The organism is Lacisediminihabitans changchengi (assembly GCF_016634425.1).
Classification (GTDB): Bacteria; Actinomycetota; Actinomycetes; order Actinomycetales; family Microbacteriaceae; genus Lacisediminihabitans; species Lacisediminihabitans changchengi.
The window spans coordinates 19,651-38,823 of sequence record NZ_JAEPES010000005.1; the positions used below are offsets into that span (position 1 = coordinate 19,651).

General features: G+C 66.8%; 14 protein-coding genes and 1 pseudogene. 12 read left to right on the forward strand and 3 right to left on the reverse strand.

The window, feature by feature from the left end; translation table 11 throughout:
• The first annotated feature begins 29 nt into the window (after positions 1–29).
• The 3 genes and pseudogenes from pta to IV501_RS16250 all read left to right on the forward strand — a co-directional run bounded on the left by pta (position 30) and on the right by IV501_RS16250 (position 3,873).
• The gene (gene pta, locus IV501_RS14030) at positions 30–2,132 is read left to right on the forward strand and encodes a phosphate acetyltransferase (protein WP_200557004.1); all 2,103 of its coding nucleotides are present in this window, start codon (positions 30–32) and stop codon (positions 2,130–2,132) included.
• A pseudogene (locus IV501_RS14035) lies at positions 2,129–3,297 on the forward strand (acetate/propionate family kinase). Before pta ends, IV501_RS14035 begins: the two are co-directional and overlap by 4 nt.
• Before the next feature lie 228 nt (positions 3,298–3,525).
• Complete coding sequence (locus IV501_RS16250) at positions 3,526–3,873, forward strand: hypothetical protein (protein ID WP_234698628.1); 348 nt, start codon at positions 3,526–3,528, stop codon at positions 3,871–3,873.
• A 118-nt stretch (positions 3,874–3,991) separates the two neighbouring features.
• On the opposite strand, the gene IV501_RS14045 is transcribed toward IV501_RS16250, so the two are convergent.
• On the reverse strand, positions 3,992–4,639 hold the full coding sequence (locus tag IV501_RS14045) for an NAD(P)H-binding protein (protein ID WP_200557005.1): 648 nt from the start codon (positions 4,637–4,639) through the stop codon (positions 3,992–3,994).
• A gap of 126 nt (positions 4,640–4,765) precedes the next feature.
• Complete coding sequence (locus IV501_RS14050) at positions 4,766–5,803, reverse strand: LacI family DNA-binding transcriptional regulator (RefSeq protein ID WP_234698629.1); 1,038 nt, start codon at positions 5,801–5,803, stop codon at positions 4,766–4,768.
• 145 nt (positions 5,804–5,948) lie between these two features.
• Here IV501_RS14050 and IV501_RS14055 point away from each other — a divergent pair, with 145 nt between their 5' ends.
• The 9 genes from IV501_RS14055 (at position 5,949) to IV501_RS14095 (ending at position 18,671) form a co-directional block, all read left to right on the forward strand.
• Entirely contained in the window at positions 5,949–6,866 is a 918-nt protein-coding gene (locus IV501_RS14055; RefSeq protein WP_200557006.1) for a carbohydrate ABC transporter permease, read from the forward strand.
• A gap of 1 nt (position 6,867) precedes the next feature.
• Positions 6,868–7,794: a carbohydrate ABC transporter permease gene (locus IV501_RS14060; RefSeq protein ID WP_372430756.1), complete on the forward strand. Its 927-nt coding sequence runs from the start codon at positions 6,868–6,870 to the stop codon at positions 7,792–7,794.
• A 48-nt stretch (positions 7,795–7,842) separates the two neighbouring features.
• Entirely contained in the window at positions 7,843–9,195 is a 1,353-nt protein-coding gene (locus IV501_RS14065) for an ABC transporter substrate-binding protein (RefSeq protein ID WP_200557007.1), read from the forward strand.
• Between the two features lie 97 nt (positions 9,196–9,292).
• Positions 9,293–10,819 carry an arabinosylfuranosidase ArfA gene (arfA, locus tag IV501_RS14070; RefSeq protein WP_307812309.1) on the forward strand — a complete coding sequence of 509 codons (1,527 nt, stop codon included), beginning with the start codon at positions 9,293–9,295 and terminating at the stop codon, positions 10,817–10,819.
• Positions 10,816–12,876, forward strand: coding sequence for a beta-galactosidase (locus tag IV501_RS14075; RefSeq protein WP_200557008.1), 2,061 nt, complete (start codon positions 10,816–10,818; stop codon positions 12,874–12,876). The genes arfA and IV501_RS14075 overlap by 4 nt, the downstream gene beginning before the upstream one ends.
• 211 nt (positions 12,877–13,087) lie before the next feature.
• Positions 13,088–15,424: a DNA polymerase III subunit gamma and tau gene (locus IV501_RS14080; RefSeq protein WP_200557009.1), complete on the forward strand. Its 2,337-nt coding sequence runs from the start codon at positions 13,088–13,090 to the stop codon at positions 15,422–15,424.
• 2 nt (positions 15,425–15,426) lie between these two features.
• Positions 15,427–16,026, forward strand: coding sequence for a recombination mediator RecR (gene recR, locus IV501_RS14085; RefSeq protein WP_200557010.1), 600 nt, complete (start codon positions 15,427–15,429; stop codon positions 16,024–16,026).
• Between the two features lie 303 nt (positions 16,027–16,329).
• Positions 16,330–17,595: an aspartate kinase gene (locus IV501_RS14090; protein WP_200557011.1), complete on the forward strand. Its 1,266-nt coding sequence runs from the start codon at positions 16,330–16,332 to the stop codon at positions 17,593–17,595.
• Entirely contained in the window at positions 17,592–18,671 is a 1,080-nt protein-coding gene (locus IV501_RS14095; protein WP_200557012.1) for an aspartate-semialdehyde dehydrogenase, read from the forward strand. The genes IV501_RS14090 and IV501_RS14095 overlap by 4 nt, the downstream gene beginning before the upstream one ends.
• Before the next feature lie 20 nt (positions 18,672–18,691).
• On the opposite strand, the gene IV501_RS14100 is transcribed toward IV501_RS14095, so the two are convergent.
• A complete protein-coding gene (locus IV501_RS14100; RefSeq protein ID WP_200557013.1) occupies positions 18,692–19,132 on the reverse strand; it encodes a VanZ family protein in 441 nt (146 codons plus the stop codon).
• Positions 19,133–19,173 lie beyond the last annotated feature (41 nt).

A 19,173-nucleotide genomic window follows, 5' to 3' on the forward strand; every position in this document is an offset into this window, starting at 1 on the left:
CACACAGGTCCGCGGCCTAGGGTTAAGCAGTGGCGCGAAGCATTTACATCACCTCCGTCGAGGGACACACCGGCAAGTCAACCGTCGCGCTCGGGATGCTCGACACCCTGAGCCATCAAGCCCGCCGCGTGGGGGTGTTCCGGCCGGTCGCGCGCTCCAGCGAATCCCGTGACTACGTGCTCGAGATGCTGCTCGCCCACGACGGCGTCGAGCTTTCGTATGACGAGTGCATCGGGGTCGGCTACGACGCGGTGCACGCCGACGCCGACGCAGCCCTCAGCGAGATCGTCTCCCGGTTCAAGGCGGTCGAGCGGCAGTGCGACGCGGTGGTCATCCTGGGTTCTGATTACACGGATGTCGGCTCGCCGACCGAACTCGGATTCAACGCGCGCGTCGCCGCCAACCTCGCCGCTCCGGTGCTGCTCGTTCTGGGTGGGCAACAGCACGACGAGCAGGGGGCGCGCAGCGCCGGAGACCTGCGCCAGATCCTCGGCTTGGCGAGCACCGAGCTGTCTGCGGCGCACGCCAGCGTGATCGGCATCGTGGCCAACCGCGTCGACCCCGGAATGCTCGACGAGGTGGTTGCCGCGCTCGCTGGCGATAGCAACGGCGTGCCGGTCTGGGCGATCCCCGAAGACCCCTTCCTCATCGCCCCGAGCGTCGGCTCGATCATGGAGGCGGTACACGGCACCCTGCTTTCCGGCGACACCGCGCTGCTCTCCCGCGAATCCCTCGGCACCGTGGTGGCCGCGATGTCGATGGAGAACGTGCTCACCCGCCTCATCGAGGGCGGAGTCGTGGTGATCCCAGGCGATCGCTCCGACGTGCTGCTGGCCGTACTGATGGCCAACGCGGCCGAGACGTTCCCGTCGGTGGCCGGCGTCATCCTCAACGGCGGCTTCGAGCTGCTGCCGCAGATCGCCCAGCTGATCGACGGCCTCGACAACGCGTTGCCGATCATCAGCACGAACTTCGGCACGTACGACACGGCCCTGCGCATCACACAGACCCGCGGCCGCCTCGCCGCCGACTCGCAGCGCAAATACGACACCGCGCTCGCCCTGTTCGAGCAATACGTCGATTCCGGCCTGCTGCTGGAACGGCTCGACGTGAGCCGCACCGACGTGGTGACGCCGTTGATGTTCGAGTACGACCTGCTCGACCGCGCCCGCAGCAACCCCCAGCACATCGTGTTGCCGGAGGGCGGCGACGATCGCATCCTGCGCGCGGCGAGCACTCTGCTTCGGAGGGCCGTGGCGAAGCTCACGATCCTCGGCGACGAGAGCGAGATCCGCGCGCGGTCGGCCGAGCTCGGTCTCGACCTGAGCGACGCCGGCATCCTGAGCCCCTTCGATCCCGAGCTGCGCGAGCGTTTCGCGATCGAGTACGCGAAGCTGCGCGAGCACAAGGGCGTCACGCTGGAGGCGGCGCGTGAGACGGTGACGGATGTCTCCTACTTCGGCACGATGATGGTGCACCTCGGTCTCGCCGACGGCATGGTCTCCGGGGCGGCGCACACGACCGCGCACACCATCCGACCCGGCTTCGAGATCATCAAGACCGATCCGGGAGTCTCGGTGGTCTCCAGCGTGTTCCTCATGTGCCTCGAAGACCGCGTGCTGGTCTACGGCGACTGCGCGGTCAACCCCGACCCGAACGCGACGCAGCTCGCCGATATCGCCATCTCCTCTGCCACCACCGCGGCGCAGTTCCAGATCGAGCAGCGGATCGCCATGCTCTCCTACTCCACCGGGATGTCCGGGGCCGGCGCCGATGTGGAGAAGGTGCGCGAGGCGACGGCTTTTGTGCGCGAAAGGCGTGCCGACCTCAAGGTGGACGGCCCGATCCAGTACGACGCCGCGGTCGACGCATCCGTCGGTCAATCGAAGATGCCGGGATCGGAGGTGGCCGGGCGGGCGACCGTGTTCATCTTCCCCGACCTCAACACCGGCAACAACACCTATAAGGCGGTGCAGCGCAGTGCGGGTGCCGTGGCGATCGGCCCGGTGCTGCAGGGGCTGCGCAAGCCGATCAACGACCTCTCGCGCGGCGCGCTGGTGCAGGACATCGTCAACACCGTCGCCATCACCGCCATCCAGGCCCAATCTCGTTCGCAGAAGGTTGCATCATGACCCAGATCTTCGTCGTCAACTCCGGTTCGTCCTCGATCAAGTACCAGCTGATCGATATGGACACCCAGCAGCCGGTGCTCTCCGGTCTGGTCGAGCGCATCGGCGAGGCCGGATCGGATGTCCCCGACCACGAGACCGGCATGAAGCAGGTCATCGCGCGTCTGGGCGACTCCCACACGATCGCCGCCGTCGGACACCGCGTGGTGCACGGGGGGTCGCTGTTCGACGCTGCGACCCTCGTCACCCCCGAGGTCGAGGTGCAGATCGAGGAGCTGTCCGCCCTCGCGCCGCTGCACAATCCGGCGAATCTGCAGGGCATCCGCGCCGCCCGTGCGGCACTGCCGGGCGTGCCGCAGGTGGCGGTGTTCGACACCGCGTTCCACCAGACGCTGCCGCCCGCCGCGTATACCTATGCGATCGACGCCGAACTCGCCGAGGAGCACCGGGTGCGTCGCTACGGCTTCCACGGCACTTCCCACAAATACGTGTCAGAGAAGGCGGCCGAGTTTCTCGGCCGCCCGCTGTCGGAGCTCAAGACGATCGTGCTCCACCTCGGCAACGGGGCATCCGTCGCGGCCATCGACGGGGGAGTCTCGGTCGAGACCAGCATGGGGATGTCGACGGGGGAGTCTCGGTCGAGACCAGCATGGGGATGACGCCGCTGGAAGGCCTGGTCATGGGCACCCGCTCCGGTGACATCGACGCCGCGGTGCTCATCCATCTCCACCGGCAGGCCGGGCTCGGATTCGATGACCTGGATGTCCTCCTCAACAAGCGCAGCGGACTGCTGGGTCTCACCGGCAACGGGGACATGCGCAACGTGCAGGAGGCGGCATCCGCGGGTGATCCCACCGCCGAGGCCGCGCTCGCCGTGTACCGGCATCGCCTTCGTCGCTACATCGGGGCATACATCGCGCACCTCGGCGGGCTCGACGCGCTCGTGTTCACCGCCGGAGTGGGAGAGAACAACGCCCTGTTGCGCCGTCGATCACTCGCCGGGCTGGAGTTCCTGGGAATCCAGGTCGATGACGACCGCAACGAATTGCAGTCGTCGGCCCCGCGGTACATCTCGCCGAACGGATCGCCGGTCGCGGTGCTCGTCGTCCCCACCAACGAAGAGCTGGAGATCGCCCGCCAGGTAGCAGCGCTGCTGAGCGAGCTCTAACACGCGACACGCGCGCTCGGCAGTGACCATCGACGGAGTCTCGGTTCCGTTCGCCGCCACCAGCCCGACGAACATCACAGGCCCGGTCACCTTCGACGGCATTGCCGGTACCAACCTGACGGTCGGTCGCGATTAACGCTCTGACGCCCGACAATGGGGGCATCGGCGGTGGCACGGTCGTGACCATCACGGGCACGAACCTGGGTGGCGCGACGGGAGTCACGTTCGATGGAATCGCTGGCACCGACCTGGTCGTCAGCAGTGACACCAGCCTTCGGAACGACAGCGGCGACCAGTTTCACCGTGAACAGCGACACCCAAATCACCGCGATCAGCCCCGCTGGTACCGGTGTGAAGGACGTCACCGTCGTCGGTAGCCCGGTCTGCGGCACCCAGACGCTGGCAGATGCATTCACCTACGGTGACCCGGTGACCCCGGCCGCCGCGGGCAACGGCACCGGGCTTCTCTCCTTCACTGGAGCGAATGTCCTGCCCTGGCTGATCGCTGGAGCGCTGGTACTGATGCTCGGAATCCCGCTGGTGTTCATCGGGCGCCGTCGCCGCGCGGAGAGGTAGACAGATCGCCACAGACTGACGGCCGGCCTCGCATTCGTTCGGGTCGGATGCGCGCCAGATAGGTCGTCAGGGCACGCGGATGCAGCGGTGTAATCACCCGCTGCATCCGCGTAGCTCGTTAAAGGGCGCTGAGCGCCTCGTCGACGGGCACTCCGCCACCGGTGACCTCGAACACCGTACGAGGCGCGAGGCCATCGGTGACCACTGCGGCGAGAACAGCGGCGACGTCGGCGCGCGGGATGCTGCCGTGCTCGACGGTCGCGCCGACGGTGACCAGGCCGGTCGGGGAATCGTTCGTGAGCGAGACCGGGCGCACGATCGTCCAGTCCAGGTCCAGCTGCTGGACCGCCGCATCCGCTTCGCCTTTGGCGAGGAGGTAGACGGCCATGTCGCCGTCGGGCACATCGGTGCCGGTCGCCGCCCCGATGCTGGACACGACGACCAGGCGCCGCACGCCCGCCGCCACGGCGGCATTGGCGAACAGGATCGCTCCGTCACGGTCGAGCGAGAGCTTGCGAGCGTCCCCGCTGCCGGGGCCAGCGCCGGCAGCGAAGACGGCCGCATCTGCGCCGACCAGTGCGGCCGCGACATCCGTCACCGGACTGTTTTCCAGATCGAGCTCGATGACATCGGAGCCGGCTCGGGCGAGATCCGCCGCCTGGTTCGGATTCCGGATGATTCCGACCGGCTGGTGACCGGCGTCCGCGAGCCGACGGGAGAGAAGCAGGGCGATTGTGCCGTGACCACCGGCGATGACTATGCGCATGACGCTGACGGTACGCCCACCCGTTGCCGGCAGAGGGGGAGTGCAGAAAGAGGCGCAGCGCAGACAGAGGTGCAGTGCAGACAGAGGGGCAGTGCAAGCGGGCAGGAAAGCGGGTAGTAGCCGCGCTCAGGCGGGAGGGGGCGCCGTGCTCGAGCGCAGCACCAGCGTGGTCGGCACGATGCTGGTGCCGACGCCGCGCTCGTGGTCGTCGATCTCGTGCAGCAGCATCTCGATGCAGCGGCGACCGACCTCGGAGAAGTCCTGGTGGATGGTCGTGAGTGGAGGCCAGAAGGCGGATGCCTCCGCCATGTCGTCGAACCCGACCACGCTGACGTCGTCGGGCACGACGCGGCCGCTCTCGTGCAGCGCGCGCAACACGCCGAGGGCCATCTGGTCATTGCCCACGAAGATCGCGGTCACGGCGGGGTCGGCGGCGAGTTCCAGGCCGGCGCGGTATCCCGACTCCGCGCTCCAGTTGCCGACGATGGGCTCCGGCACGACGGCGCCGGCACGCTCGAGCGTCGCTCGCCACGATGTGGTGCGACGCACGGAGGAGTACGACGAGTTCGGTCCCGCCACGTGGTGCACCGTGCGGTGGCCGAGGGAGAGCAGGTGCTCGGTGGCAAGACGAGCGCCCTCGGCCTGATCGGCGTCGACGACCGAATACTGATCCCCGGCATCCGAGTCGACGATCACCACGGGGATGCCGCTCGGCAGCGAAACCTGAGCCTGGTCGAGGATGTGCGCCTCGATGATGATGACGATTCCATCTACCGCCTGCTCGGCGAGCCGATCGAAGGCGCCGGAGACCTGCCCCTGGGTCGGCATCTCGATCGGGAGCAGCGTGATCGTGTAGCCGGCCTCGGCGGAGGCAGTGGCGATCGCATCCAGCGTCCTCATGTTGCCGAAGGTCGACAGCGTGAACGTGATTACGCCGATAGATCGAAAACGCCCGGTCTTGAGGGCGCGGGCGGCGCTGTTCGGCCGGTATCCGAGCTCGTTCATGGCCGCGCGAACGCGGTCGCGAGTCACAGCATCCACATTGCTGAGGCCGTTGGAGACGCGGGAGACGGTCTGCGACGACACTCCGGCCAGGCGCGCTACGTCGGCCATGGACGGACCGCGCCGTTCATTCTTGGGTGCGGCGTTCTTCAGAGTGGTCATCGTCGATCCTCATTCGGGATGTTTGCGTAAACATGCTAGCGTGTTCACGTTCGATGTTTGCGCAAACATTTTCGCCGATGTGTGCAGACGAGAAGCCAATGCCGGCACCGCCAACGCCGGCCGAGAGAACGAAGAGAATCAGCGGATGACGACGATGTCGCAGGCCCGTCCCGTCGCGAAAGCGGCGCAGAAGCCTCACAAGCCCAAACTCGATTGGGCGGGCTGGAAGTTCGTCGGGCCGTTCATGGTGGTCTTCGCCTTCGTGCTCATCGCCCCGGTGGTCTACTCGATCTACCTCAGCCTCTTCAAAGAACAGTTGATCGGCGGAAACCAATTTGTCGGGCTCGCCAACTACGCGCAGGCCTTCACCGACCCGAAGCTCTGGAACGCTCTCGGCCGAGTCGTCCTGTTCCTCATCGTGCAGGTGCCGATCATGTTGGTGATCTCGCTGGCCGCGGCGCTCGCCCTCGACAGCGCGCGCCTCTACCTCTCCTCGTTCTTCCGTATCGCGATCTTCCTGCCGTACGCAGTGCCCGCCGTCGTCGCCACCCTGATGTGGGGCTTCATGTACGGCACGCAGTTCGGTCTGGTGCGCAACATCAACGATTGGCTCGGTACGCATCTCGCGCCGCTCTCCAGCAACTGGGTGCTCGTCGCCGTCGGCAACATCAACACCTGGGAGTTCATCGGCTACAACATGCTGCTGTTCTACGCGGCACTGCGCGTCATCCCAGTCGACCTCTACGAGGCAGCGGAGCTCGACGGTGCAGGAACCTTCCGTGTCATCCGCAGCATCAAGCTGCCCGCGCTGCGTCCGGCCATCGTGATCGGAGTGATCTTCTCGATCATCGGCAGCTTCCAGTTGTTCAACGAGCCGAACATCCTGCGGTCGCTCGCTCCGAACGCGATCAGCACCTTCTTCACCCCGAACATGTACGCGTACAACCTGTCGTTCTCGGGTCAGCAGTACAACTACTCGGCGACCATCGCGATCATCGTGGGCGTGCTCACGGCCGTGATCGCCTTCATCGTGCAACTCACCGGCTCTCGAAAGGAGGCGTGAGATGGCGAACGCGACCATGACCGCCCCCCAGCGCACTCTCGCCCCCAGCAAGCGCACGCCCGGTCGCAGGATCGGTGCCGGAATGGTGCGCCCCAAGTCGATCCCGCTGACCGTCATCATGGCGATCCTCGTGATCTACAGCCTGCTGCCGCTGTTCTGGCTGTTCGTCGGATCGACCAAGACGCAGAGCGAGCTGCTGAACTCGTTCGGGCTCTGGTTCAGCGGACCGTTCTCGCTGTTCGACAACATCGCACAGACCCTCACCTACGACAACGGCGTCTTCGTGCGCTGGTTGTTGAACACCCTGCTGTACGTGGTGGTGGGTGCGGGTGGCGCGACGTTCCTGGCGCTGCTCGGAGGCTACGGCCTGGCCAAGTTCACCTTTCCGGGCAAGAAGGCCGTCTTCGCCGTCGTGCTCGGAGCGGTGGCGATCCCTGGAACCGCCCTCGCCGTGCCGACGTTCCTGATGTTCAGCCAGATGCACCTCACGAACACTCCGTGGGCGATCATCCTGCCCTCCCTGATCAGCCCGTTCGGCCTCTATCTGATCTGGACCTACGCGCAGGATGCCATCCCCAGCGAGTTGCTGGAGGCTGCGCGCATGGACGGCGCTGGCGAGTTCCGCACCTTCTTCACCATCTCGTTGCGGCTGCTCACGCCGGGCCTGATCACCGTGCTGCTGTTCACCCTGGTCGCGACCTGGAACAACTACTTTCTGCCGCTGATCATGCTGAGCGAGCCGACCTGGTATCCGCTGACCGTCGGCCTTAACCAGTGGAACCAGCAGGCGCAGACCGTCGGTGGCCAGCCGATTTACAACCTCGTCATCACCGGTTCGCTGCTCACGATCGTGCCGATCGTCGTCGCGTTCCTCTTCCTCCAGCGCTACTGGCAGTCCGGCCTCGCAGCCGGAAGCGTCAAGGCCTGAAAAACTCCTCACCCCACCACCACCTTTACAAGGAAGTGAAAGGCACCAATGAATAAGAAGCACAGCACGCTCCGCCGAGTGGCGACCGCCGTTGCGAGCGGCGTGGCACTCACCGTCGCCCTCGCCGCCTGCTCGTCCGGAGGGTCCACCTCCGCCGACAGCGGCAGCGCGAGCGACATCACCGCTGCCCTGCAGAAGAAGTCCAGCATCACCGTGTGGGCCTGGGCTCCGGCAGTCAAGGACATCGCGGTCTCGTTCGAGAAGAAGTACCCGAACGTCACGGTCAAGGTCGTCAACGCCGGTACCGGCAACGACCAGTACATCAAGCTGCAGAACGCGGTCAAGGCCGGTTCCGGGGGCCCCGATGTTGCGCAGATCGAGTACTACGCCCTCCCGCAGTTCGCTCTTGGCGACTCCCTCGCCGACCTCAGCAAGTTCGGGATGTCCGACCTGAAGAGCAAGTACACGACCGGCACCTGGGGTTCGGTCAACCTGAACGGCAAGCTCGCCGCCCTTCCGCAGGACTCCGGCCCCATGGCGCTGTTCTACAACAAGACCGTCTTCGACAAGTACGGCATTGCCGTGCCGACCACCTGGGACGAGTACATCGCCGCAGCGAAGACCCTGCACGCCGCGAACCCGAACGCCTACATCACCAACGACACCGGTGACGCCGGCTTCGCCACCAGCATGATCTGGCAGGCCGGTGGCCAGCCGTACCAGACCAGCTCCGACGGCAAGAAGGTCACGATCAATCTGCAGGATGCCGGCGCCAAGAAGTTCGCCAACATGTGGAGCCAGCTGGTCGACGGCGATCTCGTCTCGCCGATCTCCTCCTGGAGCGACGAGTGGTACAAGGGCCTCGCTGACGGTTCCATCGCGACCCTGGCCATCGGCGCGTGGATGCCCGGCAACCTGGAGACCGGCGTCGAGGCGGCATCCGGCAACTGGCGCGTCGCACCGCTGCCGACCTACACGGCAGGCTCCGCTGCCACGGCCGAGAACGGCGGAAGCGGCGACGCGGTCATGGCTGCGAGTAACAACAAGCTGGTCGCGGCCGGTTTCGTGAAGTACATGAACGCTCAGGAGGGTACGCAGATCTCGATGGAGGCCGGCGGATTCCCGTCGACCACCTCCGATCTGTCGTCGAGCAAGTTCCTCGACGCGGCTCCCGACTACTTCGGCGGGCAGCAGATCAACAAGGTGCTCGCCCAGGCATCGAAAGACGTCGTGAAGGGCTGGTCCTACCTGCCGTTCCAGGTCTACTCGAACAGCATCTTCGGTGACACCGTCGGCCAGGCCTACGCCGACAAGGCCAACCTGAACGACGGTCTGAAGGCGTGGCAGAAGTCCACCGCGAGCTACGGCTCCGAGCAGGGCTTCACCGTCACCAGCAAGTAAGTCGCCGCTAACACAGGGCACCATCGCACGGGCCGCGGCCCCTCACTCACAGCGAGTCGAGGGGCCGCAGCCATGTCGGGAAAACCAAGGAGTCATCGTGTCCGCACACATCCGCGTCGATCGGTCGACGCCGATCGCGCCCGTCGCGTCGCGGCTGTTCGGCTCATTCGTCGAGCACATGGGTCGCTCGGTCTACACCGGAATCTACGAACCGACCCACCCGACCGCGCTGCCGAACGGCTTCAGGGCCGACGTGCTCGAACTGGTGAAGGAACTCGGGCCCAGTATCATCCGGTATCCGGGCGGCAACTTCGTCTCCGGCTTTCGCTGGGAGGACTCGGTCGGCCCGCGCGCCGAGCGTCCGGTGCGTCTCGACGCGGCCTGGCACAGCGTGGAGACCAACGAGGTCGGTCTTCACGAGTTCGCCGAGTGGGCGGAGCTCGCCGGCGTCGAGATCATGCAGGCGGTCAACCTCGGCACCCGGGGGCTCGAGGATGCCGCGGCGCTTCTCGAATACACCAACCACCGGGGCGGCACCGCGCTCGCCGAACAGCGTCGCGCCAACGGCCGGGATGAGCCGTTCGGCGTAACCGTCTGGTGCCTCGGTAATGAGATGGACGGCCCTTGGCAGATCGGCCACAAGACCGCGGAAGAATACGGCCGGATCGCGGTCGAATCTGGCCGACTGATGAAGTGGATCGACCCCTCCATCGAACTAGTCGCTGCCGGAAGCTCGAACTCGGAGATGCCGAGCTTTGGATCGTGGGAGCGAACGGTGCTCGAGCACAGTGCAGAGGTCGTCGACCACATCTCGCTGCACGCCTACTTCGAGGAACGTGACGGTGATGCCGCCAGCTTTCTCGCCTCCGCCGTCGAACTCGATCGCGCCATCGCCACGATGGCCTCCGTCATCGACGAGACGCTCGCCGCTCAGGGGCTGGACAAGACGATCGGTATCAGCGTCGACGAGTGGAATGTCTGGTACCTCGAGCGGTTCAATGCCGTCGACAAGGAGCCGCTGCTCACCGGGGTCTGGGCCGAGCATCCGCGCATCATCGAAGACGAGTACAGCGTCACCGATGCGGTCGTCGTCGGCTCGCTGCTCATCTCCCTGCTGCGCAACAGCGACCGCGTGTCGATGGCGAACCTCGCCCAGCTGGTCAACGTGATCGCGCCGATCCGCTCCGAGCCGAACGGGCCCGCCTGGCGCCAGACCACCTTCTACCCCTTTTCTCTCACCGCAGCGGCCGCCCGCGGCGATGTGCTCTCGATGAAGATCGACAGCGAGCAGGTGCCCACCTCCCGCTCAGGTGACGTCGACCAGATCGACGCCGTCGCAACCGCCACCGAGGACGAGCTCGTGCTCTTCCTCGTGAACCGCTCGCTCGAGCGGGCGGAACCCGTGACCATCGACGTGGGCGACGGTACGACCGCCGTGCGCAGCGCCAGCACCATCACGCCGCCAGTGGGCGGCACACGATTCACCGCCAACACGGCGGACCGACCGGAAGCAGTAACACCAATGCCCCTCACCACCGTCGCGCTCGAGGGTTCGACCCTCACCGTCGAGCTTCCCGCCCTCTCCTGGTCGGTCATCCGGCTCTCGCTCGCGGGTCAGGCATGACCGCGCGCTGGGTGCGCTGGCCCGAGGAGCACGATCTCGCGGACGGAACGAGAAGCCTCGCGGCGGGCACACCGCGCATGGGCTTCGGCGCAGACTACAACCCCGAGCAGTGGCCGGAAGAGGTCTGGGCCGACGACGTCCGGCTGATGCGCGAGGCCGGCGTCACCATCGTCAGCATCGGCATCTTCTCCTGGGCGCTGCTCCAGCCCACCGCCGACAGTTGGAACTTCGGCTGGCTCGACCGCGTGATCGACCTGCTGCACGACAACGGCATCGCCGTCGACCTCGCCACCGCCACCGCCAGCCCGCCGCCGTGGCTCACGGCTGCGCACCCCAAAGTGCTGCCGGTGAACCGCCTCGGCGAGACGATCTGGCCGGGCGGCCGCCAGCAGTGGCGCCCGACCTCTCCGGTGTTCCGCGACTACGCGCTCGAACTCGTGCGGGTGATGGCAGAGCGCTACGGCCAGCACCCGGCCCTCGCGATGTGGCACGTCAGCAACGAGCTGGGCTGCCACAACGTCTACGACTTCTCGGATGATGCCGCCGCCGCATTCCGCGTCTGGCTGCGGGGGCGCTACGGGTCCGTCGCCGACCTCAACCGCGCGTGGGCGACGGCCTTCTGGTCGCAGAGCTACTCCACCTTCGATGAGGTGCTGCCGCCGCGGCTCGCGGCGACGCATCCCAATCCGACGCAGCAGCTCGACTTTGCGCGGTTCTCGAGCGACGCGCTGAAGGACTACCTGATCGCCGAACGCGACCTGTTGCGCGGGGTCACGCCGGACATCCCGATCACCACCAACTTCATGGTGATGGGGGAGACCAAGGCGATGAACTACGCCGACTGGGCGAGCGAGGTCGACATCGTCTCGAACGACCACTACATCCTGGGCGCAGACCCGCTGGGGTTCGAGGAGCTGTCGTTCTCGGCAAACCTGACGGGGCACCTGGCCGGCGAGCCGTGGTTCCTGATGGAGCATTCCACCAGCGCGGTCAACTGGCAGCCGGTGAACCTGGCCAAGACGCCTGGTCAGCTGCGTCGCGACAGCCTCACCCACGTGGCCCACGGCGCGGATGCCGTCTGCTTCTTCCAGTGGCGGCAGTCGCTGGGCGGCGCGGAGAAGTTCCACTCGGGCATGGTGCCGCACGCCGGCGCCGACAGCCAGGTCTTCCGCGACGTCGTGGCGCTCGGCGCCGATCTACGGGCCCTCGCCCCCGTCGTCGGCTCGCGCACGAAACAGGCGAGCATCGCCATCCTGTTCGACTGGGAGAGCTGGTGGGCGTCCGAGCTCGACTCGCACCCCTCCGACCTGCTGCGCTACAAGCACGAGGCGATGGCCTGGTACGCGGCGGTGCTGCGGGGTGGGCTGAGTGCCGACGTCATCCCGGTGTCCTCGGCGTTGGACGGTTACGACATCGTCATCGCGCCGATGCTGTACCTGGTGCCGGCCGACACCGCGGATCGCCTTGCCGACTTCGCCCGCGGCGGCGGAAACCTCATCGTCGGCTTCTTCAGCGGCATCGTCGACCAGGACGACCGGGTGTATCCCGGCGGCTACCCGGGCGCCTTCCGCGAGCTGCTCGGCGTGCGCGTCGAGGAGTTCGGCCCGTTGCTGCCCGGCGTCACCACCACCCTCGATAACGGTGCCGTCGGCACGCTGTGGAGCGAGAACGTGGCGGTCGAGCCCGACGTCGAGGTCATCGCGCGCTTCGTCGACGGGGCGTTCCCCGGCGTTCCCGCGATCACCAGCAGAACAGTGGATGCCGGCGCCGCCTCGTACGTCGCGACCTCGCTGGGTGAGCGCGAGCGCACCGATCTGCTCGCGTTGTTCGCGCGTCGTGCCGGAATCGAGTCCGGCCTGGACGCATCCGTTCACGGCACGGTCGAGCTGATCACCCGGGTGACCGACACCCACGAGTACCGCTTCGTGGTGAACCACAGCGCGGCGACGGTGCAGGTGCCGGGTGTCGACGGCGTCGACCTGCTCGGCGCCGACGTGTCCGACGGCGTGCTTACGCTCGGCCCGAACGGCGTGGCCGTGCTCGAGGTATCCCGCTAGGGCCCACTCTGGAGACCCGGGCCCTGGGGTCGCGCTGAGTTGCATGTTTTGGTCGTTATGAGCGGCTCAAAACGACCAAAACATGCAACTCACGGATGTCTGCGCCACCGCGAACCCGCGGTGACAGGATTCCCGCGGTCGGGTGCGGGCATCCGCTCACAGCGCGCACCCTCCCGGCCGGAGTGTCGGTGGCGCCGGGTAGTCTTTACCGGTGGTCACCGCCCTATATCGCCGTTACCGGCCAGAGAATTTCGCCGAACTGATCGGCCAGTCCCAGGTGACCGATCCGCTGCGCACCGCACTGCGCACCGACCGGGTCAACCACGCCTACCTGTTCAGCGGACCGCGCGGCTGCGGCAAGACCACGTCGGCTCGCATCCTCGCCCGCTGCCTCAACTGCGTCGAAGGTCCGACCGACACCCCGTGCGGCGTCTGCCCGTCGTGCGTCGAGCTGTCCCGCGATGGTGGCGGCTCGATGGATGTCGTCGAGATCGACGCCGCGAGCCATAACGGGGTGGATGACGCCCGCGACATCCGCGACCGTGCCGTCTTTGCGCCCGCCCGCGATCGCTTCAAGATATTCATCCTCGACGAGGCGCACATGGTGACGCCGCAGGGCTTCAACGCGCTGCTCAAGATCGTCGAAGAGCCGCCGGAGCACGTCAAGTTCATCTTCGCGACCACCGAGCCCGAGAAGGTCATCGGCACGATCCGGTCGCGCACGCACCACTACCCCTTCCGTCTGGTGCCGCCGGCCCAGATGCTCGAGTACGTGCAGTCGCTCTGCGTCTCCGAGGGCGTCGAGGTCGAGGGCGGTGTGCTGCCACTCGTCGTTCGTGCAGGCGGCGGGTCCGTGCGGGACACGCTGTCGATCCTCGACCAGCTGATCGCCGGGTCCGATGGTTCGTTGGTGCAGTACGAGCGTGCGGTCGCCTTGCTCGGCTACACCCACGGCGCGCTGCTCGGCGAGGTCGTCGACGCGCTCGGTGCCCGCGACGCCGCCGCGGCCTTCACCGCGGTCGACCGCGTCATCCAGACCGGGCAAGACCCGCGTCGCTTCGTCGAAGACCTGCTCGAGCGCCTCCGCGACCTCATCGTCGTCAGCGCATACTCGGTCGGGTCCGTCGCCGAGGGTGCCGCCGCTGTTCTCCGCGGCATCCAGCAAGACGAACTCGACCGCATGGCCGCGCAGGCGGCGCATTTCGGTACAGCCGAGCTCAGCCGCGCGGCGGATGTCGTCAACGCGGCCCTTACGGAGATGACGGGCGCCACGTCCCCGCGTCTCCACCTCGAACTCATGATCGCCCGCGTGCTTGTCCCCGCCAGCGACGACAGCCAGCGCGGCGCTCTCGCCCGGGTCGAACGGCTCGAGCGTCGCATCGGGGTCGCCGGGCCCGACGCGCCCCGCTCGGTCCCGGAGCCCGTCTCGGTCCCTGAGCCTGGGCCCACGCCGCCGGTTCCGAACGATCGCGCCAGCGATCGGGCGGCCGTGCCGGTGGGGAGCGAAGGGCGCCCGGCCGCACCCGCACCTGCCCCCTCCGCGCCGGTCGAGGTCGTCACCGAGGTGCAGTCGCCCACCATCTCCGCTGGCACCATCGAGGAGCAGAAGCCGGTCGCGGTAAAGACGCCGCCCGCCGCCGGCACGGTCACCCTTCAGCACGTCAAAGACGCCTGGCCCGAAATCCTCGAGGCCGTCAGCAAGGCCAAGCGCGCGGCCTGGATGGTCGTCTACACCGCCGAGCCGGTGGAGCTTCGTGACGGGAACATCCTTGTCCTCACCTTCCAGAGCCAGTCGGATGTCGACGCGCTCAAGCAGGTTTCAGCGCCGGGCGAGGGCGTTGCCGACCACCTCAAGCAGGCGGTGCTCGACGTGCTCGGATTCAAGCCGCTGCTGATCGCGCGCGCCGACAGTGCGCGGCCCGGTGCTCCGGCAGCTGCGCAGCCTCCGGCGCCAGCTCCGGTCGTGGCGCCGGCACAGGCTGCGGCTCCTGTCACTTCCGCCGCTCCTGCTGCTGCCGCTTCTGCCGCTACAGCACCAGCCGTCACGTCGATCCCGACCGTGACGATGCCGGTGACGCACTGGGTGACCGCGCAGCCGCCGGTGTCTGATCCTGCGCCAGTCGCGGCATCCGTGCCCGCCTCAGCCGTGCCCGCAGCCGCCCCGGTCGCGCCGGCGGCTCCATCCGCACCCGTCGACGATATGCCGCCGTACGATGATGTCCCCCCGGAGCCTCGTGAGCCCGACATCGAGCCCCCGCTGCCCCCAGACGGCATGAGCTGGGCCACCGCAGCGATCACCGACGCGGAGCCGGAGACCCGGCCCGCGCGGGCGCCGGAGCGCAATGCTCCCACAGCCGAGAAGCCCGCCCCCGAGAAGGCCGCTTCCGTGGCGGAAGCTCCCGCGGCTCCGACGCGTCCGGTGCGCACACCCGTTGCGATGGTCGATGGCAAGCAGCGCTACGGGGAGTCCGTGGTGCGAGAGATCCTCGGCGCAAGCTTCATCGAAGAGCAGGCAATCGCGCCGCGCGTCGCCCCGAGAGAGCAGTAGGCGTGTACGACGGAATCGTTCAGGAGCTGATCGACGAGCTCGGTCGCCTTCCCGGCATCGGCCCCAAGTCGGCGCAGCGCATCGCGTTCCACATCTTGCAGACGGAGACCTTCGACGTCACCCACCTCGCCGAGGTGCTGATGACGGTCAAAGAGAAGGTGCATTTCTGCGAGATCTGCGGCAACGTCACCGAGCAAGACACCTGCAGCATCTGCCGTGATGTTCGCCGCTCGCCGACCACCATCTGCGTGGTCGAGGAGGCGAAAGATGTCGTCGCGATCGAGCGCACCCGTGAGTTCAAGGGTCTGTACCACGTGCTGGGCGGTGCGATCAGTCCGATCGACGGCGTCGGACCGGATGACCTCCGCATCCGTCAGCTGATGCAGCGTCTCGCCGACGGCACCGTCACCGAAGTCATCATCGCCACCGACCCGAACCTCGAGGGCGAGGCGACCGCCACCTACCTTTCGCGCATGATGATGCACCTCGGACTCCGCATCACACGTCTCGCCTCGGGCCTGCCGGTCGGTGGAGACCTCGAGTACGCCGACGAGGTCACCCTCGGTCGAGCATTCGAGGGCCGTCGCGTCGTAGAGAACTAGGCTCCTGAATTTCGTGGGCGGGCCCTCCTGCCCCTTACTGCTCACCTGAGAACCTGCCAGCTCACCTGAGAACCTGACTGCCCACCTGAGAACCTGCCAGCCCGACAGACTTCCGTTATTCAGTTCTTTCTGCACGACGGTGGTTCGTTACACAGGACCGGCTGTCGTAACGGTCACCGTTGCGCAGGATCGCCCTGTCACCGGCAGCCAGAGTCACATATGAAATCCTCACTCGGCTGCCCGATACAATCAGGAGTTCGGCCGTTCAGAGAGCCGAATCCCGTGATTTCCAGGAGAACCACCGTGGCCTTGATCGTGCAGAAGTACGGTGGCTCATCCGTCGCCGACGCCGAGAGCATCAAGCGGGTGGCCAAGCGCATCGTCGAGACCCGAAAGAGCGGCAACGACGTCGTCGTCGTCGTTTCGGCGATGGGCGACACCACCGACGAGCTCCTCGACCTCGCCAGCGCCGTCACACCGCTCGCCTCCGGACGAGAACTCGACATGCTGCTCACCGCGGGCGAGCGAATCTCCATGGCTCTGCTCGCCATGGCCATCAAGAGCCTCGGCCAAGACGCTCGCTCATACACGGGGAGCCAAGCCGGCTTGGTCACCGACGCAAAACACGGCAGCGCCCGCATCGTGGATGTCGCCCCCAAGCGGGTGCGCGAAGCTCTCGACGCCGGGGCGATAGCCATCGTCGCCGGCTTCCAGGGATTCAGCCGAATCACCGGGGATATCACCACCCTCGGTCGCGGCGGTTCCGACACCACCGCTGTTGCCCTCGCGGCGGCCCTCAACGCCGACGTCTGCGAGATCTACACCGATGTCGATGGCGTCTTCACCGCCGACCCCCGCGTCGTCCCGGCGGCCCATAAAATCGACACCGTCACGAGCGAAGAGATGCTCGAACTCGCAGCAGCCGGCGCCAAAGTGCTCTATATACGCGCCGTGGAATATGCCCGACGCCACGGCGTCACCCTGCACGTCCGCTCCTCGTTCAACAACAACGAGGGCACGCTCGTCATCAACCCGAAAGAGGGAGAGAACGTGGAAGAGCCGCTCATCGTGGGGGTCGCCTCCGATCTCAGCGAAGCCAAGGTCACCGTCGTCGGCGTGCCAGACGTGCCCGGCAAGGCAGCCCAGATTTTCACCATCGTGGCCAGCACCGACGCGAACATCGACATGATCGTGCAGAACGTGTCGACTGCGGCCACCGGGCTCACCGACATCTCTTTCACACTGCCCAAGTCGGATGGCGGCAAGGTGCTGAAGGCGCTCGAAGACGCGAAGAGCGACTCGGGCTTCCACTCGCTCCAATACGACGACCAGATCGGCAAACTCGCCCTGGTCGGCGCCGGAATGCGCACCAACGCGGGCGTCTCGGCCAAGCTGTTCACCGCGCTGTACGAGGCCGGGATCAACATCGAGATGATCTCCACCAGCGAGATCCGCATCAGCGTGGTCACCCGCGCCGACACGATCAACGACGCCGTGCGCGTCGTGCACACGGCCTTCGGGCTCGACAGCGACGAGGTCGCACAGGTACACGGAGGGACTGGCCGATGAATGCCACCACAGCGAGTCGCATCGAAGGCGTCCGAATCGGCGTCGTCGGCGCCACCGGTCAGGTCGGCGCTGTCGTGCGTCGGCTGCTCGCCGAGCGAGACTTCCCCGTCGCCGAAATCCGATACTTCGCCTCCGCGCGATCGGCGGGCACCACCCTGCCATGGGGCGAAACGGATGTCGTAGTCGAAGACGCTGCCACCGCCGACCCGACCGGCCTCGACATCGCCATCTTCTCGGCCGGAGCAACCACGGCGAAGGAACAGGCGCCCCGCTTCGCCGCCGCCGGTGTCACCGTGATCGACAACTCGTCCGGCTTCCGCATGGACCCCGACGTGCCGCTCGTGGTGAGCGAGGTCAACCCGCACGCGATCGCCGAGGCACGCAAGGGCATCATCGCCAACCCCAACTGCACCACGATGGCCGCGATGCCGATCCTCAAGGCGCTCGACGTCGAGGCGGGTCTGGAACGCCTCATCGTCTCCACCTATCAGGCGGTATCCGGCGCCGGTCTCGCCGGCGGCGAGGAATTGCTCGGGCAGGTGCGGGCAGCGCTGGAACAGGACACCATCGCGTTGGTGCACGACGGAGCATCCGTCGAATTCCCGGCGCACGAGACGTTTCCGGAAACCATCGCCTTCGATGTGATCCCTTTCGCCGGCAACCTCGTCGACGACGGGCTGTTCGAGACCGACGAGGAAAAGAAGCTCCGCAACGAGAGCCGCAAGATTCTGGAACTGCCGGAGCTGCGCGTCAGCGGCACCTGCGTGCGGGTGCCCGTGTTTACTGGCCACTCGCTCTCGATCAACGCCGAGTTCGCCTCCGAGCTCACGGTGGAGCGGGCGCGCGAGCTGCTAAGGGATGCCCCGGGCGTGCAGCTCACCGACATCCCGACGCCGCTGAAGGCCGCCGGCACCGACCCGTCGTATGTCGGTCGCATCCGACAGGACGAGGGCGTTCCCGGAAACCGCGGACTCGCGCTGTTCATCAGCAACGACAATCTGCGCAAGGGCGCAGCGTTGAACGCCGTGCAGATCGCCGAACTGGTCGCCGCGCAGGTCTCCGCCGCACGTCTGTGAGCGCGGATCGAACCCTGTAGCTAGCGCGAGCGTCTGCGCGCCAGCGCGAGCACACCGCGCGTAAGCAACACCAGCACAACGCCGACCGCGGCGCCGGCCGTATTCGCGGCCACGTCCGCCCAGGTCGCGAACCGCGAGGGAAGAAAAAGGTACTGCCCGAGCTCGATGGCGCAGGAGAACCCGACGCCGGCGACGATCGCCACGAACCAGAGTCGTTTCGGCAGGATCACCGTCAGCAGCATGCCGAGGGGCACGAAGAATACGACGTTCGCCGCAGACTCGACGGTGCCATAGGTGATCGCGTCGGGGAGGCCATCGAGGTGGAGCGCGTCGAGATGTGCGAGCAACCAGCCCCTCGCGAGACCGTCGACGGGCGTCGACCAAAATCCGATGAGCAACGCGGCGATCAGGTAGACGACGAGAAGTGTCCCAAGCCCGACGGTGCGCTGTCGGGTGGTCATCCTCGAAGTCTAGAGTGACGAAAACACCCTCAAAGGAGAAG

Coding starts and splice junctions, on each gene's coding strand:
- IV501_RS16250 (WP_234698628.1), top strand. CDS start 3,526: ATGGAATCGCTGGCACCGACCTGGTCGTCAGCAGTGACACCAGCCTTC.
- IV501_RS14045 (WP_200557005.1), bottom strand. CDS start 4,639: ATGCGCATAGTCATCGCCGGTGGTCACGGCACAATCGCCCTGCTTCTC.
- IV501_RS14050 (WP_234698629.1), bottom strand. CDS start 5,803: ATGACCACTCTGAAGAACGCCGCACCCAAGAATGAACGGCGCGGTCCG.
- IV501_RS14055 (WP_200557006.1), top strand. CDS start 5,949: ATGACGACGATGTCGCAGGCCCGTCCCGTCGCGAAAGCGGCGCAGAAG.
- IV501_RS14060 (WP_372430756.1), top strand. CDS start 6,868: ATGGCGAACGCGACCATGACCGCCCCCCAGCGCACTCTCGCCCCCAGC.
- IV501_RS14065 (WP_200557007.1), top strand. CDS start 7,843: ATGAATAAGAAGCACAGCACGCTCCGCCGAGTGGCGACCGCCGTTGCG.
- IV501_RS14075 (WP_200557008.1), top strand. CDS start 10,816: ATGACCGCGCGCTGGGTGCGCTGGCCCGAGGAGCACGATCTCGCGGAC.
- IV501_RS14095 (WP_200557012.1), top strand. CDS start 17,592: ATGAATGCCACCACAGCGAGTCGCATCGAAGGCGTCCGAATCGGCGTC.
- IV501_RS14100 (WP_200557013.1), bottom strand. CDS start 19,132: ATGACCACCCGACAGCGCACCGTCGGGCTTGGGACACTTCTCGTCGTC.